At 39.8% G+C, this 17,408-nt stretch carries 15 protein-coding genes; 12 read left to right on the top strand and 3 right to left on the bottom strand.

The window, feature by feature from the left end; genetic code table 11:
* Window positions 1-210: 210 nt before the first annotated feature.
* The 4 genes from ACZ42C_RS14285 (at window position 211) to ACZ42C_RS14270 (ending at window position 4,173) form a co-directional block, all read left to right on the top strand.
* Window positions 211-1,056, top strand: a complete 846-nt coding sequence (locus ACZ42C_RS14285) for a GIY-YIG nuclease family protein (RefSeq protein ID WP_461183020.1) — start codon at window positions 211-213, stop codon at window positions 1,054-1,056.
* Between the two features lie 216 nt (window positions 1,057-1,272).
* Complete coding sequence (locus ACZ42C_RS14280) at window positions 1,273-1,926, top strand: hypothetical protein (protein WP_461183021.1); 654 nt, start codon at window positions 1,273-1,275, stop codon at window positions 1,924-1,926.
* Between the two features lie 15 nt (window positions 1,927-1,941).
* Window positions 1,942-3,825, top strand: coding sequence for a DUF6792 domain-containing protein (locus ACZ42C_RS14275; RefSeq protein ID WP_461183022.1), 1,884 nt, complete (start codon window positions 1,942-1,944; stop codon window positions 3,823-3,825).
* Between the two features lie 15 nt (window positions 3,826-3,840).
* Window positions 3,841-4,173: a hypothetical protein gene (locus ACZ42C_RS14270; protein ID WP_461183023.1), complete on the top strand. Its 333-nt coding sequence runs from the start codon at window positions 3,841-3,843 to the stop codon at window positions 4,171-4,173.
* Window positions 4,174-4,510: 337 nt separating this feature from the next.
* Here the strand turns inward: ACZ42C_RS14270 and ACZ42C_RS14265 are convergent, their stop codons facing one another.
* Window positions 4,511-4,816 (bottom strand): AzlD domain-containing protein, encoded by a 306-nt coding sequence (locus tag ACZ42C_RS14265; RefSeq protein ID WP_461183024.1) that lies wholly within the window; start codon window positions 4,814-4,816, stop codon window positions 4,511-4,513.
* Entirely contained in the window at window positions 4,809-5,522 is a 714-nt protein-coding gene (locus ACZ42C_RS14260; RefSeq protein ID WP_461183025.1) for an AzlC family ABC transporter permease, read from the bottom strand. Before ACZ42C_RS14260 ends, ACZ42C_RS14265 begins: the two co-directional genes overlap by 8 nt.
* 178 nt (window positions 5,523-5,700) lie before the next feature.
* Between ACZ42C_RS14260 and ACZ42C_RS14255 the strand changes: the two genes are divergently transcribed.
* The 4 genes from ACZ42C_RS14255 (at window position 5,701) to ACZ42C_RS14240 (ending at window position 10,766) form a co-directional block, all read left to right on the top strand.
* Window positions 5,701-6,582, top strand: coding sequence for a LysR family transcriptional regulator (locus ACZ42C_RS14255; protein WP_461183026.1), 882 nt, complete (start codon window positions 5,701-5,703; stop codon window positions 6,580-6,582).
* Window positions 6,583-7,077: 495 nt separating this feature from the next.
* A complete protein-coding gene (locus ACZ42C_RS14250; protein WP_461183027.1) occupies window positions 7,078-7,488 on the top strand; it encodes a carboxymuconolactone decarboxylase family protein in 411 nt (136 codons plus the stop codon).
* 479 nt (window positions 7,489-7,967) lie between these two features.
* Window positions 7,968-9,416, top strand: coding sequence for a multicopper oxidase family protein (locus tag ACZ42C_RS14245; protein WP_461183028.1), 1,449 nt, complete (start codon window positions 7,968-7,970; stop codon window positions 9,414-9,416).
* Window positions 9,417-9,914: 498 nt separating this feature from the next.
* Complete coding sequence (locus tag ACZ42C_RS14240; RefSeq protein WP_461183029.1) at window positions 9,915-10,766, top strand: EamA family transporter; 852 nt, start codon at window positions 9,915-9,917, stop codon at window positions 10,764-10,766.
* Window positions 10,767-11,192: 426 nt separating this feature from the next.
* On the opposite strand, the gene ACZ42C_RS14235 is transcribed toward ACZ42C_RS14240, so the two are convergent.
* Entirely contained in the window at window positions 11,193-11,891 is a 699-nt protein-coding gene (locus ACZ42C_RS14235) for a lysozyme inhibitor LprI family protein (protein ID WP_461183030.1), read from the bottom strand.
* 1,605 nt (window positions 11,892-13,496) lie between these two features.
* Here ACZ42C_RS14235 and ACZ42C_RS14230 point away from each other — a divergent pair.
* The 4 genes from ACZ42C_RS14230 to ACZ42C_RS14215 all read left to right on the top strand — a co-directional run bounded on the left by ACZ42C_RS14230 (window position 13,497) and on the right by ACZ42C_RS14215 (window position 17,390).
* Window positions 13,497-13,979, top strand: a complete 483-nt coding sequence (locus ACZ42C_RS14230) for a nucleoside deaminase (protein WP_461183031.1) — start codon at window positions 13,497-13,499, stop codon at window positions 13,977-13,979.
* A gap of 138 nt (window positions 13,980-14,117) precedes the next feature.
* Window positions 14,118-15,359, top strand: a complete 1,242-nt coding sequence (locus ACZ42C_RS14225) for an Nramp family divalent metal transporter (RefSeq protein WP_461183032.1) — start codon at window positions 14,118-14,120, stop codon at window positions 15,357-15,359.
* 313 nt (window positions 15,360-15,672) lie between these two features.
* Complete coding sequence (locus tag ACZ42C_RS14220; RefSeq protein WP_461183033.1) at window positions 15,673-16,128, top strand: ArsR/SmtB family transcription factor; 456 nt, start codon at window positions 15,673-15,675, stop codon at window positions 16,126-16,128.
* On the top strand, window positions 16,125-17,390 hold the full coding sequence (locus tag ACZ42C_RS14215) for an MFS transporter (RefSeq protein WP_461183034.1): 1,266 nt from the start codon (window positions 16,125-16,127) through the stop codon (window positions 17,388-17,390). Before ACZ42C_RS14220 ends, ACZ42C_RS14215 begins: the two co-directional genes overlap by 4 nt.
* The last annotated feature ends 18 nt before the right edge of the window (window positions 17,391-17,408 follow it).

The following is a 17,408-nucleotide window of genomic DNA, read 5'->3' as shown; positions in this document are numbered from 1 at the left end:
CTTTGTACGTTCCTGCTTTTGGAAATAAGATAAAGAGCAGTTGGCGCCTAATAATTGTTCAAAAACAGGTTATGTATAAAAATTTGCTGTGAAACATGTATGTTGGATTTGTATAGATTTTCTAGAGTTAAGAATACAAAATATCTAAATCTTTGATAGGCAAAACTTTTTATTTAAAATTTCCAATAAATTAATTGGGGAGTGTGTTAATTGGGACAAACAATTCAAATATACATGCCTGATGGATCACCAACCAGCATAAAAATTGCTGAGATTACTACACGTGTTATTCAATTGATTTTAATTCCAAGAAACAAACTTGGTGATATGGAGAATCGATTAGAAGCAAAAAATGTTGGTATCTATTTTTTGTTTGGAAAATCTGATGAAGACGGGAAGTCAAAAGTATACATAGGTGAAGCAGAGAATTGTTATGAAAGTCTAAAACAGCATAACCGGGACCCCAAAAAAGACTTTTGGAATGTTGCAGTTATAGCTGTATCAAAAACAGGCAGTTTTACAAAATCCCATGCTAAGTTTTTAGAAAACCACAGTTATTCCGAGGCTGAAAAAATTGGCAGATACCAAATAGAAAATGGCAATATTCCAACAAGGTCAACACTACCTGAACCAATGGTTGCCGATTTGATGGACAACTTTGAAACAATAAAAACACTTCTGGGTGCCTTGAGTTATCCGATATTCCAGAAGGTAGTCAGCGATGATGTGAGGGAGATATATTATTGTAAGGGAAAAGATGCATTTGCAAAAGGAGAATACACGGATGAAGGTTTTGTTGTATTGAAAGATTCGGTTTCTAATATAACCGAGTCTGCATCAGCCGGAGAACGGTTGAAAAACCTAAGAAAAGACCTTGTCGACCGTGGAATTTTGGTGCAGGAGGGTAACGTATTTCGGTTTGTGGAAAACTATGTATTTAATTCTCCGAGTGCCGCAGCAGGTGCTGTCCTTGCCAGAAGAGCAAATGGTTGGAGAGAGTGGAAGAGCGAGGATGGGGCTACGCTTGATGAATTGAAAAGACAGATTGATGAATAAGGAACTGTGAGGTAGATAGACAAGAGTCATAAAGCAATTATTCTTTAGGTCATTCCATCTCAACAAAAAATAATTCTTGATAAATAATGCCATTCCTTGTTAAAAACAGTACAAAAGAACCATTTTATTGTTTTTACAGTTAATTCATTATTCTCACACCTAAAATATGGTACGATAATGAAAAGTTTACCAATTATGGAGAGGAGTTTCTCCTTGTTGAAATCTAAAATTGTACTCAGCTTACTCATACTGTTTTTATTAGGAGGTTGTAACGTATTGGGCCAAAAAGATATTTCCGAAATGGATCCTGCTGATTTGCCGGATGTGTTCGCTTTTCAGGATGATTTTACTCGTGAATTCATAAGTTCTCTAGATGAGGTGGAAGATGGTTATTTTTTATTTGAGTCCAAGACGGGTGGATATACGATGAAGTATCCAGAGAATGCAAGGATGGATAAGGGTTATTATGAAAGGTCAGGGGATTATTTTGAGGATATCCAATTTGGAGAAAGTGAGGAAACAAATGAACATGAATATGGGGTAAGAGCAACATATAATGAAGGAGATAGTGCAAGTGAGTTCAAGCGTTTAAAAGGCGTTTTTGAAGCCCGTACTAGTTACGAAGGGGATTATGAATCAATAGAATATGATAACAAAACAATTCACTTTGCTACTTCTGAGTATTTCAATCAAGATGGAGAAATTATTTCTTATAATTTTCTTGGGATTATTATGTCAAACTATAGTGATCAATCTGTATCTATGGCGTATATGACTGATAAGGATAGTGTTGGTGATATAGATTTAGAGGTTATTCAGGAAAAAGCAATGAAAATCATGGAATCTATTGAATTTAATTCGGATGAATAAAGGTAGGTGGTAGAATTGAAAAAGGGGGAAGTATTAGGTACTGATCTACTCCGAAATCGAATTATGGAACTGGAGTACAATGAAATTACAGAAGAACGTATAAGGGAAATTTTTATTGAAGAGACTGGAAAAGAACCACCTTCAACAATAGATATTTACTACTCCAATGATTTTATTGAGGAATCAAAAGCAAATGGATTTAACGGTACTATCGTTCATTTTTATGACGAAAAAGGAATTAATCAGGCATATACCATAACCAGAGGTAGTGAAAACACTGAGCAAGATACTTGGCGTCCTGAAGATTGGTTATATAATGTAATGGGTTTATTTGTTGGAACAAATAGAACTCAATATCAAAGCGCTCTCGAATTTGATGATAAAGTTACTGAATTAATCTTAAATAAAACAAAAACGTCAAATAGCGAATTAACAAAAATCGGTCTCGGCCATTCACTTGGAGGTAATCTAAACACAATAATTCAATTGATAACAGAACGGTATGATTCTGTTTATACTACAAACCATGCAAACCCTACATTTTATCAATTATTTACAATAGATAATGATTTTGCTGAAAATGTAAGGAGAGAATTTAACATTCCCCGGTATAATTCATTAGCTGTCTATGATGTAGATCCATCAAAAATTAAAGAATTCACCGAAGATTACTATAAAGATAATGCTGAAAACATCCACCACACCATCACAGAACAGGATTTACTTCATGCCGTTACCAGCAATGTCCGGGGATTTATCAATGTGGGTGAAACGACTAAAATAGATGCTTTCCCCAACAAAGAAGTAGAAAGCATCAATCAATTAATCGCAGCACTCCCGGATGAAATTGTAAAGGACATTCAAGTTTATTTAGCTAAAAATTACTCCGGCGTATACAATGAAGAAGGATTTGACGGGTTTATTCGAGAGCTTACAGGGATTGATGGTGCCTTCATTGATGACATGATCGAATATGAAGGCTGGGATTATGTGCAAAACCTGCCGGGGCTTGTAACGGATTTTGCAGTTATGGCCAGGGATATAAGAGATAAGCTGCCACAGGTCATTAATTATGTGCAAATGCTTTATACACAGCTGCCGGCTATTTTAGATACGCTGCATGATTTGGACTATATAACTGTCGAGGAGAAGAATTTGATAACAACAGAACTGGAAGGTTTGGAGCAGGATTTGCAATCTATTTTTGACACAGCTGACTCTTTTCTGTCTCTCCCGACTGCCGTTCAGATATTTCAAATCAGAAGTGTTATTACAGATATAAAAGGAGACTTTAGCAGTTTTAGAAGTAGAATAGATGTAATCCTTGGTGAAACTAGTGAATTACAAAGCATTTTCAACAGTGCAATCGATGCACATGGTCTTGGATCCGTAATCGGGGCGCTTGGTATGATGGAAAATAAGAGATATACTGCAGCCGGTGATCTTATTCTTTCCGCTACAGTAGACGGGGAAGAGATCGACGTCAATGTATCCTCTGCTACACGAATTTATACAAAAGGTAAGTCTTTAATAGAAGAAAAGCAAACCATACTAAATCAGTTGAAACAGCATTATGAAATGGAATACCTGCAGGATTTCGAGCTTAGGAAGAAGAATTTGATGGAGCAAATCGATGATATGGAAACAAGACCCTATGCTTACCAGCATCTCCTTGGAAATTTCACCTACGATACAAAGCAATTTTATCACCTTAGAAAAATTTATGTCCATGATTACATAGTGCCACTCCCCAATAACGGATTCCGTGCCCCTTTTGAAAATATGTTTACATATATAGAAAGTGATATAGAAAAAACAACGAATATCCTTACTGCGATAAGAAATACGATTGAGCAGTTATTTGAAGAGGAAGAGAATATCGCAAATACGATTTTTTGAATGGAGGGAGTTTAGATGGAAACCGGGCAGCAGACGTTGATATACAATTTCGAAACAGAAGTTGATCTAACTTATAAGGCAGATGCATTTACTTCCAGGCTGGAAAAGTTGGATCATATGGCAATGAGTCTTAACCAGATAGTGAAGAATGAGTTTCAGAACAGCGAAGGGAAAATAATAAAAGAAGCTATCAAAGCCATGGAAAAACAAACCGAAGAAAACCGGCTGTACTACAACGCCTCCAACACCTCCATGAAAAATATGGCTGCCCGCTACACCGACATTGTCAATGATATGAACAGGCAAAAGCTGACACTTTATTATGATATTATTGAAATGGAAAGATGAGAGCGGAATAAGTCATGACCACGAATGAATAAGGTTTTGCAGATACAATTGTTTTAAATGTTTTATCAATACAGAAGCGGAAAGTGAAAAACCAAAGGAAATAATTGTAATACTGTAATAAAAAAGGTTAACAATGTTGGTGAACTAGCTACATATATTTGTCCTGACGACGCTGTATGAGTAATTGGTCACCTGAATACTGAAAAAACAAGTATAACAAATATAGTTGAACCAATGACACGCCAGATGATGTGAAAAATGTAAAGGACAAAGGGACAGGTGGTGTCCGCAATGAATTGGTAATTACCGGACGCTGCACCTTTCCCTTTTTTCTTATTCAATACAAAAACAGCTCCACGACAAATACTGAAAAACAGGAAAGCAGGGCAACACTAACCAGGCTTGCCCCCCGGTAAGCAAAAAGAATGGCAGCAACAAAGCCAACCAGCGCAGAAATTGGCGATGCAGTAGCGTCTAAAATTGCTGGAAAAACCATTACTGCCAATGTCACATAGGGAACGTAGTATAAAAACGATCGGATATAGACATTTTTGATTTCTTTTCTGATTAGTGTAAGCGGCAGAACCCTAATGAGATACGTTACCACTGCCATCACTAAGATGTAAAAAATAGCGTTATTCATGCTTATACTCCTTTACTGGAAAGATGAATGCCGCGATACCGGCTATTAAAAAGGTTAAAATAATAATTTTTACACCGGATGACATGGACGCCAAGGTGGGAAGCTCTGCAAATACAAAGCTCAGTACCATTGAAATGATAATCAGTCCGGAAAGGGTTTTATTTCCTTTCGCCGGCGGGATAATGACAGCGATCAGCATTCCGAACAGGGCAATACTTAATGCACTCATCAATCTTGGCGGAAGAATATTTCCGGAAACAACCCCAAACAGTGTACCCAGCACCCATCCCGGCACAGCGGCACTCATCACGCCATAAGCATAATAAGGGCTCAACTTACCTGGAGCCGCAATGGACACGCCGAATATTTCATCCGTAATCCCATATGCCATTGTTAATCGATGGAAAAAGGACGTGTTTGGATCAATCTTTTGTGATAAAGCAAACGACATGAGAAAATATCGGGAATTAATAATCAGCTGTGTGACAGCAATTTCAATAATAGTTGCGGCACTGGCAATAAGCGTAATCCCGGCAAACTGTCCAGCCGATGTTAAATTAGTCACGGACATCAACACCGCTTCAAACCAATTTAGTCCAGCTTGCTTGGCAAGAATGCCAAAGGTGAACGAAACCGCAAAATAACCCATTGCAATGGGAATTCCGTTCTTGAGCCCGCTTTTCCATGCCTCTATGTTTGTTTTCAATTTACTACCTCCAATGATGCTGTGATGAAAGGGTAATTTTATCGGAAACATTTCTATGTTAATTGTTTCATTAGATACATATTAATATTAAAGTGATTCTAGCATAGGCATTTGCATTAGTAAAATTAATAATTATAATTAATATATAAGTAACTCTAATGAAAGTAGGAGAACGCCATTGAATCGCTATGATGTCTTTTTGAAGGTGATTGAAAAAGGAAGTTTTACGAAAGCAGCGCAAGCCTTGGGTTACACACAATCGGCGGTTAGCCAGAAGATCCATGTACTGGAAGAGGAGTTGGCCACTACGTTGATTTCCCGCTCACGTAAAGGAATCACGCTGACTCCGGATGGGGAGGAATTTCTGCCATTTATTAAAAAAGTGAATAATTCTTATCGGGAGCTCATGGAAAAAAGCCGGGAAATGCAAGGGTTGGAAAGGAGTAACATTCGGATTGGCACGTTCACCAGTGTTTCCAGTCATTGGCTTCCCAGTTTAATGAAGGAATTTAAGCAGCTTTATCCGTCAGTCCATTTCCATCTTCAACAAGGGGAGTATACAAGTATCGTCAAGTCCATTAACGAAGGCAGTGTGGATTTTGGCTTTGTCAATCCTGATGCGGCAGATGGTCTGGAGACGGTTACCCTAAAGCAGGATTACATGCTGGCAGTTCTTCCGGAAGATCACGTGCTTCGAACACACCCAAATGTAACATTGGAGGAGTTGTCCAATGATCCCTTTATTCTGCTGGACGAAGGGACTTTAAGCGAGCCATTGGAAAAATTCAAAGCAAATGGCCTGCATCCCAATATCGAGTATCGTGTTATTGATGATTACACGATTATGTCGATGGTGGAAAGTGGACTGGGTATCTCCATACTATCTGAGCTGGTTATGAAAAATGTCAGCTACCGAATTGTGAAAAAAGAAATCACGCCACCTATCACCCGCATGATCGGCATTGCGTATAAAAACATGCATACATTACCCATCGCAAGCCGGTATTTTATTGATTTTATCATCCAAAAGTTTAAACATGAACGGCAGCTTTATGAATAGAGGGATTATTTCCAGGGACAGATGAATGCACTATTCTAGTAATCAGTGAATATTAAATGTGGGCACGCTGTCTCCGGATATATGGGATAGATATATCTTCATGCTTTGTGAACCCGCAAGTACCATTGTTTTGAATTGTTTTATAATACAGTTAGCAAAGCTGAGTAAAATAACAATGAATAGAAAGGTTCCTTTAAAAAGGGAGTAAGCAGGGGGTAAGGATGGCAAACGAGAATGATCGCTGCAATAGAAAAAAATCATCATAACGTTGGGTAGATTTTAAATGCATGCTAACAAAGTTCTCCTGTCGTATACTGGACATAGGAGTTTTCCCCCTCGAATTTTTTGTTTGGTTACTTACTAAATTCGACAATAGGGGTGGTGCTCCTTTTCTCGTGTTTGGACCCCTTTGATCACAAGGTGTAGACTCATGAAATTATAAGAAAACAAGAGCATTTTAAAGTTATTTTAATTATATAGAGGGAGGATTTAACAATGGCTCAGGATCGTTATCAACAAGGTATAGAGAAAATAAAGGAACTTACATCATCAAATGATGAAAACCCTACTGGGTTCATGGACATCGGGGAAGGGTTTGAAGATATTGCCCCTGACTTAAGCAAATATGTTGTTGAATTTGCTTTTGGAGACATTTATTCACGTCCGGGAATTTCTAACAAGCAAAAAGTTCTTACCACCATTACAGCCCTTGTTGCTCAAGGAAAACCGCAAATAGAAATGCATATCAAAACGGGGCTTAGTGTTGGTTTAAAACCAGAAGAAATTGTAGGATGCATCATGCACCTCATCCCGTATACAGGGTTCCCGAGTGTTTTGAATGCTTTAAAAGTTGCTCAAAAAGTGTTTGCAGAACAAGGTGTAAAAGTTACAACATCCAATGATTGAATTACAACAGAAACTAGCGAATTACGCGGTTGGGACTGTTCTGAACTAAAGGGATTCTAATCAGTGATTTTGTTTTAGTTTATTGAAAGATACTTGGGTTGTAGTAACAGGTGCTATAGGTAGGATTTATTTTCTCGGAGAATCGGTACCTGGCACCCATTCCCTGTATATTAAAAAGGAAGGGCTTAGAGAACCAGCTAAGTCCTTCCTTTTTTGCCTCTTAAATTGCCACATGAGCCACCATACCACAAATAGTGATAAAACCAGGGGTGGAATTTGAGATTAAATGGTAAAACACCGTGCAGAAAGTGAATTCAACAACAAATAATTATATCTGCTTAACTTACCTATTACCTGAAGCGATATTTTCAATAATCTTTCACACAAAAACCGCTATGAACTGAATGAATAAGTTAAAATAGTGGAAGAGGAATTTTAGAAAGCTATTAAAAAGGTGAGAAAGGAAGTTAAGGAGAATATTGAAGTTACATCATAGATTTATACTTAATTTATTACTTATATTCATATTGGCTGGGTGTGGCGGCAGTGACGATATAGTAACAAATGTTGGCGAGTTGGAGTTTGAAAACCCATTAAATATACCGGAACTTCTGGAGCCGACGATTGCATCCGACGGTACGAAGCATTTTGACTTAACGATGGAGCAGGGAACTACAGAATTTCTTCCTGGGGTAAAGACAGATACTTGGGGGATGAATGGTTCTTATTTAGGTCCTACTATTCGCGTTTCACGTGGTGATCAAGTCTCCTTTGATGTCGAAAATCAGTTGGGAGAAAAATCAACGATGCATTGGCATGGAATGATGCTGCCTCCAGAGATGGATGGCGGTCCGCATCAGATCATTGAACTAGGTGAGACATGGTCACCTCATTGGACGATTGATCAGCCGGCTGCGACAAATTGGTATCATCCGCATCTGCATGGTAAAACGGGGCCACATGTGTATCGGGGACTGGCAGGCATGTTCATTATCAATGACGAGGATTCCGAGAAGCTGCCTTCGGATTACGGGGTGGATGACATCCCGCTCATTGTACAAGATAAATTGTTTACGAATGACGGACAGTTATCAGAGGATGACGAAGGAACGCATGGATTACTTGGTGATGAAATATTAATGAATGGCACACATGACCCGTTTCTTAAAGTTACAACAACAAAGGTTCGTTTCCGGCTGCTTAATGGTTCCAATACGAGAGCCTACAATTTTGGCTTTACGGATGATCGGTCTTTCCAGCTCGTAGCAAATGACGCTGGGCTGCTGAATGAGCCTGTTGAATTAGAACGCTTTATGTTAAGCCCGGGGGAACGTGCAGAGATTGTTGTGCAATTTGAGTCGGGGGATGAAACAATTCTGCGCAGTTATAGCGGTGGTGCCGGGATTCAAAGTGGTGAATTTGATTTGTTAAAAATCACAGCTGCTTCAGAATTAATAGAGTCATCACCCATCAGCAGTGACCTCTCCAGTGTTCCGCCGATTGAAGTTCCAGAGGATGCAACGATACGTGAATTCACTCTATCCGCAGAAAATGATATTAACGGCAAAAAGATGGATATGAATCGAATTGATGAGGTAGTCCCGGCCGGCACGACGGAAATATGGGAAATTTATAATGTTGGCCCGGAGCATAACTTTCATATTCATGCTGCAGCTTTTCGCGTATTGGACGTAAATGGGAGTGAGCCAAAAGAGTATGAGAGGGGAAGGAAAGATACCGTGTTTGTCCCCCGCAATGCAAGTGTCAGAATCGTAGTGGAATTTGCGGAGCACGCTGACACTGAATATCCGCTTATGTACCACTGTCATTTATTAAAGCATGAAGATGAAGGAATGATGGGGCAATTTCTGCTTGTAGAACCTGGCACAGAAGAAGAAGTATCGACTGAACTGCGAGAAGATATTTGAAGAACGTTGTCACTCACTGGATTTTGTTTGAATTTGCGCAAGTTGTTTTAAGGAAAGCGATACGTTTCCATAATACCCCTCCTGTTTTCAGAGATTTGAACAAAAATCAGCTACGCATTCCCCTTCAAAATCTATGATTTTGGGGGGATAAGTCGCTAAGGTTTTCACTCTCCCTGCTGTTCAATAAAGATTTTTCACCGTAACGATTGGGTGTGGATAGAAATAGCGCATGATTTATACAAACGTGGTGTATTTGGGATTGGAAAGTATGTAATTCTAAGCTTGTTAAAATTGGCAAAAAATATTTTCTGCATATCACGTATACTCATGTATTACCAATGACTTTGGAAAAAACGTATTACGAGTTAATGAGTTTTTGAGTTATTTTTTACAATGAATGCCTACCGGATAGCATACGCATAAAATTAAGTTATTAACCATCTGCTTGGAGGTATAGTTATCTTTACAAATGGGAAATGGCTATGTGGAGGTAAAACTATGCGTGGGTTGGGATTAGTAATATTAGCAGCAATATTATGGGGCATTTCCGGAGGGCTGGGCGGATTTTTAATGGATAAAGGCTGGGATCCCCTGGTTACCTCTTTTTATAGGGGAACGGTGGGTTTGGTATGCATTTTTATTTGGTTCTTGTTACAACCGACCCGGTGGAATAAGCGGCTGTTGTTCTGGTCTATTGTTGCAGGTATTGGAGTAGCAGGAAATTTTATTTTTTACTTTGTCAGTATCTCAGAGGCTGGTGTTGCTGTAGCAGCAACCTTGATGTATACTGCGCCCATTTTTGTTCTTTTCATATCTTTTATATTCCGTCTTGAACATGCCTCGGTATTTAAATGGCTGGCTATTGGTTTTGTGATGGTTGGAGTCGTATTGCTGACAGGGGTATACAGCATCAGCTCTGGCAGTATTACGATGCTTGGACTTGTTACAGGTTTAGGTGCGGGGTTATCATATGCACTGTTTATTTTCGGTTTTAAATATGCATCCCGCCACGGACAACCGCAAGGAATTTTATTGATTGCCTTCCTTGCCTTTACTATCATAACCTTGCTTTTCACTGATCAAAATGAAGCAGCTGCCGTTCTCAACTCACCTGATTTACTATGGATGATTACTTTAGGGATATTTGGAGCAGGCTTGTCATTTTTCTTGTATGTAACTGGTTTGAAAGGAACATCACCGACTTCAGCGTCGATTGTTGCAATGGTTGAACCGGTTACTGCATCCCTTTTTGGAATAATAGTTTTGAGTGAACTGCTCACAGTATTCCAGCTTGGAGGTATGGCAATCATCTTGGGGACAGTGACCATTTTAAGTTTGAAGCAGAGTTGAAAAAAGCACCTTTGGGCTTCAAAAATATAGTTCTTTAAGTCGGCAGAAAAAATAGTTGCTGTTGTTTTTAATTGGATCAATAGTAGACGATAGAGTACGAGAGAACTAATAACGAGGTTAAGTAGGGGGAAAGATTGAGATGTTTTCCCCGACCTATGGATGGTAGGCAAGCAGATAAATCGTGTAATGAATTGGACATACAGTCTTTTAGTAAACCAGTAAATGATTTTAATTTAAATGTTTAATTGCAAGGAGACCACCCTTTATTTAGACGGCCCCCTTTTGATTTTTTCATTCAGTGAAAACTTTTTTGTGTATGTAATCAAGAGAATCCATTCAAAATATGCCATAGCACTTGCTTTAAATTGAAGGCCTTGAAAGTCTGATCCACCAATGGCTTTAAGATCTTAATTTGTGTTCTGTCACCTAATCTGTCATATATTTGTTTACCAATTCATAACATCTTTCTTTTGTAGATTCGTATAAGGAAATATAATATGCCACATTTTCAAAAGTTCCTCCATTATATTCTTGTCTTGCTTCGTTTGCTAATTTCTCTTTCTCTTCAATCCATTGTATTTGTTTTGTTTTTAATTCCTTCATCGTTTCAGGAGCTAACTCTTTTTGTAAAAGAGCATAAATTTCATTTAATTCTTCGTCATACATTTCATAGGAACGCCCATAGTAACTTTTCATCGCATTTGTTACACCTTTATCAGCATCCTTTTTTTCTGGTAAGGCATCCAATTCTTTTTGGATGTTTTCCAATCTTTCCAAGAACTCTGCTCTTCTTCCCTCTACTTTTGATACAGTGTCTGTTGTCTCACCTTCTTGCACTTCAATTTCTTTTGAACCAATGGAGGTATCTGTTGAATCCTGGCGGTCTGTACTACCAGTTTGCCCGTGAGTATCCTCAGCTTGCCCATTGTTATTTTCAGTAGTTATCCCGTCCGATTGATTCGTATCTTTTGATTGAGATGAACCATCTTTTATTTGTAATGATTTTTCAGACTCTGCTTGATTGCTGCTTGATGATATTGCTTCATCAGATGTATTACTGCAAGCATACAATCCGAGTAACATAACGAGTAAGGTTGCTGCAACTAAGGATATTTTTTGCTTCATATTTACATCTCCAATCTATGTTAAAAATACAGTTCTTCAACCATCTTAACACACCAGGGAGTGCTTTGATTTAAATGAAAGAAGTCCGTCCGTTTATTTTGACGAGGCGCAGCATACATTGATGAATTAAGTACAAGTTGAAGAAAACCAAAAGGAGAAGGACTTGACTCTGGAGCAGTCCAATAGAGTCCGAGTCAACGCCCTTATGCCCATGAAAAGATGCTGGAAAGTCCGATAGATCCCGTCTCAGTGCCCTATGACCCCGAAACGCAGTTGGAGAAGTCCAATAGATTGCGAGTCAACGCCCTTATGCCCATGAAAAAGTGCTGGAAGGTCCGAGAGAGCCTATCTATGTGCCCTCTTGCTTTGAAACGCAGCAGGAAAAGTCCGATAGAGTCCGTCTCGATGCCCTTTTGCCCATGAAAAGGTGTTGGAAAGTCCAATAGAGCCCATCTCAGTGCCCTCTTGCCCCGAAATGCAGCTGAAGCAGTCCAATAGAGTCCGAGTCAACGCCCTTATGCCCATGAAAAAGTGCTGGAAGGTCCGATAGAGCCCATCTCAGTGCCCTCTTGCCCCGAAATGCAGCTGAAGCAGTCCAATAGAGTCCGAGTCAACGCCCTTATGCCCATGAAAAAGTGCTGGAAAGTCCGATAGAGCCCATCTATGTGCCCTCTTGCCCCGAAATGCAGCTGGAGAAGTCCAATAGATTGCGTGTCAACGCCCTTATGCCCATGAAAAAGTGCTGGAAAGTCCGATAGAGCCCATCTATGTGCCCTTTTGCCCCGAAATGCAGCTGGAGAAGTCTAATAGATTGCGTATCAACGCCCTTATGCCCATGAAAAAGTGCTGTAAAGTCCGATAGAACCCATCTATGTGCCCTCTTGCCTTGAAATTCAGCTGGAGAAGTCCAATAGATTGCGTGTCAACGCCCTTATGCCCATGAAAAGGAATTGGAAAGTCCGATAGAGCCCATCTATGTGCCCTCTTGCCCTGAAATACAGCTGGAGAAGTCCAATAGATTGCGTGTCAACGCCCTTATGCCCATGAAAAGGAATTGGAAAGTCCAATAGAGCCCATCTATGTGCCCTCTTGCCCCGAAATGCAGCTGGAGAAGTCTAATAGATGGCGTGTCAACGCCCTTATGCCCATGAAAAAGTGCTGGAAAGTCCGATAGAGCCCATCTATGTGCCCTCTTGCCCCGAAATGCAGCTGGAGAAGTCCAATAGATTGCGTGTCAACGCCCTCTTGCCCATGAAAAAGTGCTGTAAAGTCCGATAGAGCCCATCTATGTGCCCTTACGTCAGTGAAAAGGTGTTGTGAAGTCCAATAGAATCCGTCTCAGTGCCCTATGAACCCGAAATGCAGCTGGAGAAGTCCGATAGACCCGTCCTCAGCACCCCTTTTATCAAGAAACAAAGTTAAATAGTCCAATAGCACCTCCCTTGAGCTCCAAATAAAAAAATATTGCTGCAGCCAGCCCAGGGCCAAATTCCATATCATGCCTGCTGTAAAGTGGTATATGATATAGTAAATATACATTTGATAGCCCCTTAATCAGGTTGGTTATCGACAAGGCACTTTCATGTAAAAAAGGAGGATGCAATCATGATAAATGATACGGATATGAAGCACCTGCGACGTTGTGTTGCTTTGGCAAAAACGGCCCTGGAGAAGGGGGACGAGCCATTTGGTTCCGTCCTTGTTTCAGCTGATGGAGAAGTACTGTTTGAAGATCATAACCACGTGGCAGGCGGTGACCATACGCAACACCCGGAATTTGCCATAGCGCGCTGGGCGGCGAACAATTTGACACCTGAAGAAAGAAGCCAGGCGACAGTATATACTTCCGGGGAACATTGTCCCATGTGTGCTGCGGCTCATGGTTGGGTTGGTTTAGGGCGGATTGCTTATGCCAGTTCGTCTGAACAGTTGGCAGATTGGCTCAGCGAAATTGGGGTACCCCCATCCCGAGTCAGAAATCTTCCCATACAGGATGTCATTCTTGATACCAAAGTAGATGGACCGGTTCCTGAACTGGCCGAAGAAGTTCGAAAGCTTCATCATAAGCTTCATGCAGGCAATATATGAATGAAATATTTTTAAGCAGATTTATTAAAGTACTCATGATGGAAGGCCTCCATTCGCCAACAGTTTAAAAAATCTCCTCCAGGGAATGTTCAACTATATTAGTTATTTACCAAAGAACTTTGATCTGGAGGTATTTCGTTGGCCGATTCTACACAAGATGCAGCAAAGACAAAAACATGGATCGATAAACTGAAGGTGGTTGGTCCGGGGGCAATTATTTCAGCTTCTTTTGTAGGACCTGGAACCATCACGACAGCAACAGAGGCTGGCGCTTCGTTCGGTTATGCGCTTTTATGGGCACTTGTATTTTCTGTCATTACCACCATGGTGTTACAGGTAATGGTGGCAAGGCTGGGTATCATTGGTCGAAAGGGGCTGGGTGCAGCCGTCCGTGACCAATTTGCAAACCCTCTTTTGAAGAATACGGTGTCGGTATTTGTGATAGCTTCCATCTTTATTGGTTGTGCTGCGTATATGAGTGGCGATATGAACGGAACGTCCCTCGGTATCAGCACATTAACAGGATGGTCTATTGATGTGGTTGGCCCCTTTGTTGGTGTTGTTGTTCTGCTGCTTGGTTTGAGCGGCAGCTATAAATTAATCGAAAAACTGATGATTGTCCTTGTGATTGTAATGAGTATAGTGTTCATTACCACGATGATCGTGGCAAGGCCTGATCTTGCAGGTATATTCTCAGGTGCACTTGCCCCTTCTATTCCCGCCGGTTCCATCATGACGATTATTGCATTGATCGGTACAACGGTGGTGCCCTATAACTTATTTATTCATTCGGGAACGGTGCAGGAAAGATGGAGTCAGCCATCCCATTTAAAGGAATCTCGTCGTGATATATTCGTTTCGATTGGCATGGGTGGATTGATTTCAGCATCGATCCTGATTACATCCGGTACATTAATGAGAGGCGTCGAAGTGGAGACAGTTGCGGACCTGGCACTGCAGCTGGAGCCATTATTGGGTAGCTGGGCGGAAAACTTCCTGGCGATTGGTATTTTTTCCGCCGGTTTCTCTTCCATGACAGCTTCCGCACTTGGTGCTGCTATTACGACAAGCAGTGTGCTGAAATGGGAAAATGGCATGGCGAACTGGCGCTTTAAATTGGTGTTCAGTGCCGTAATCCTTATTGGCATCGTATCCTTTGTTTTTAATTTTGAGCCCCTGGAAATACTGCTGTTCGCACAGGCATTAAACGGACTACTTTTACCGGGGATCGCCTTGATCCTTATGGTAATTATGAATAATAAAAAACTGCTCGGAAACTACGTGAATTCAGTAAAGATGAATGTGATCGGCTCCCTGATCGTTATTGTCTGTTTTGCTCTGGGCTTGTACAGTATAATATCAGCGATTAATTCTTTTTAAGTTTATGTATTTTTTCCTGTAAAAAGGGACATAAAGAAACGAGGTAGAACCATGTACACATACCGTGGTTCTGCCTCGTTTTTACGTGAAACTAAATTGACTGACCAGTAAACGGGCTGTTTCAAAGTTTCTTCGACATTTACTCCCATTTATTCAATGCAACATTTCTTGTCCTGTTTAAAGTAAATACGTTAATTTTAAAAATTAGTTAAAAACCCATTGACATTTATAATCCCAAATTGTATAGTTAATTTAAATCGATTTAGAAATCCAAATCAATTTACAAGTATAAAATAAAAAAGAGGTGACCATAATGGAAATTAATTGGGAGCAGCAAAAAGCCATCTCCAACCCATTACGTTCAAGGATAATTGCATTACTTTATGAAAAGCCCATGACACCTAAACAAACTGCTGATCTATTGGGGAAAAACCCAGGAACTGTGTACTATCACATTCAACAGCTTGTTAAACACGATATTCTGGAGGTTGACAGTGTAAATACAGAGAAAGGAATTATAGAAAAGTATTACAGATCCAAAGCTATATCCTTTAGGAATCCGGCGCAGGAATCACCGGCGGGACAGGTGGATGGCAGATCAGCAAAAATTTATCTGTCCGAAAAACTTGTTAAACAGTTAAGTAAAGATTTGGAAGATCTCTTCTATAAATATGGACACTTATCCTATAAAGAAAAGGATAGTGAAGAACAATTACCTTATTCTGTAGAATTTCTAATCAGAAAACAAAATGAGGAGGAAGAAAAATGAAGAAAAAACTAAAACCTTTTATGAAGGAAAGAAATTTTCTAATTTTAATGTCAGGTGTATTTATCAATGGAATTGGAAATGGCATTTATTCTGTGGCAGGGATGCTGCTTGTGTTAAGTCTAAGTGGAAGCGTTCTCTATTCCGGGTTTGCGTTCTTTGCCATTTCCTTTGCTGGAACGTTGTCTTTTTTAATTGCGCCACTCGCAAATTATGCCAAATATAAAAATGGTCTGGTGTACAGTAACCTGATCAAAGCGATTATTTTATTTACAATTCCGATATTGCACTACTCGATTGGATTAGATGTCTGGTATGTCATTAGTTTGTTGTTTATCACCGCATTGTTTACGCAATTTACGTACCCCATTGAATCCACCATTCTGCCGATAATTGTCGGAGAAGAAAATGTGATTGAAGCAAATTCCTATTTACAAACAATTCGTGAAGCGATGGATATCGTATTTATTGCAGCTGCAGGTATTATCATTACATTCATTGGAACGATTCCGGCTCTTACCATTACTGCAATCTGTATATTATTAGTATCGATTTCCTATGCATTCTTCAATTTTGACCAACCGGATGTGAACAAGGATAAATCGGAGTCTGTTAAGGGAGCTTCCCATGTTTATTTTCAGGATCTAAAGGCAGGTTTTCAGTATATAAAAGGTTCATTAATTCCTAAAATGATCTTTTCCATTATCTTTATTAATATTGCGATGGTGATCATGACCACCAATTTACCTGCATTTTCACTCATAAAAGGAAATGGAGTTGAGGCTGCATACGGTTTTTACCTGGCTTCCATCTCGGTAGGAATAATGATTGGAACTATTATTACTCCAAGAATAAAACAAATAGATTTTGGCAAATTAATTATCTTCGCGTTCTTTGGTACGGGTATGATGTGGATGGGGACCGCTATGTTACCACTGATCCCGTCCATTATATTATTCAGTATCGGTGCCATTTCGATTGGGATATTGAATCTGCTGGTGTTTTCATCCATCCAGAAACAAGTGGAAACAGCGTTTATAGGCAGAGTAGTCACCTTGTTAACAAGTGCGTCAGCTCTGGGAATGCCCCTGGGTGCCCTGATTGGTGGCTTTTTAGGTGAAACATTTACACCGGTGCTCGCTGTTATGATCTGCAGTGTTTCCATGATGATCTTCAGCATGTATTGGTTAAGCAGTACTGTTTTACGTAAGTTGCCTGATATTGAAAATGTGAAACTGTTTAACAAACAAAAAGCGGAGGCGTAATGGTAAGTTGGACATAAA

The organism is Virgibacillus kimchii (assembly GCF_055379185.1).
Note: the sequence above shows the minus strand (reverse complement) of the source record. Positions and strands in the feature narration are given on the sequence as shown.

Bases quoted from the DNA above. Each gene is read 5' to 3' on its own strand.
- ACZ42C_RS14240 (WP_461183029.1), top strand. From the start codon at position 9,915: ATGCGTGGGTTGGGATTAGTAATATTAGCAGCAATATTATGGGGCATT.
- ACZ42C_RS14220 (WP_461183033.1), top strand. From the start codon at position 15,673: ATGGAAATTAATTGGGAGCAGCAAAAAGCCATCTCCAACCCATTACGT.
- ACZ42C_RS14235 (WP_461183030.1), bottom strand. From the start codon at position 11,891: ATGAAGCAAAAAATATCCTTAGTTGCAGCAACCTTACTCGTTATGTTA.
- ACZ42C_RS14265 (WP_461183024.1), bottom strand. From the start codon at position 4,816: ATGAATAACGCTATTTTTTACATCTTAGTGATGGCAGTGGTAACGTAT.
- ACZ42C_RS14215 (WP_461183034.1), top strand. From the start codon at position 16,125: ATGAAGAAAAAACTAAAACCTTTTATGAAGGAAAGAAATTTTCTAATT.
- ACZ42C_RS14270 (WP_461183023.1), top strand. From the start codon at position 3,841: ATGGAAACCGGGCAGCAGACGTTGATATACAATTTCGAAACAGAAGTT.
- ACZ42C_RS14250 (WP_461183027.1), top strand. From the start codon at position 7,078: ATGGCTCAGGATCGTTATCAACAAGGTATAGAGAAAATAAAGGAACTT.
- ACZ42C_RS14230 (WP_461183031.1), top strand. From the start codon at position 13,497: ATGATAAATGATACGGATATGAAGCACCTGCGACGTTGTGTTGCTTTG.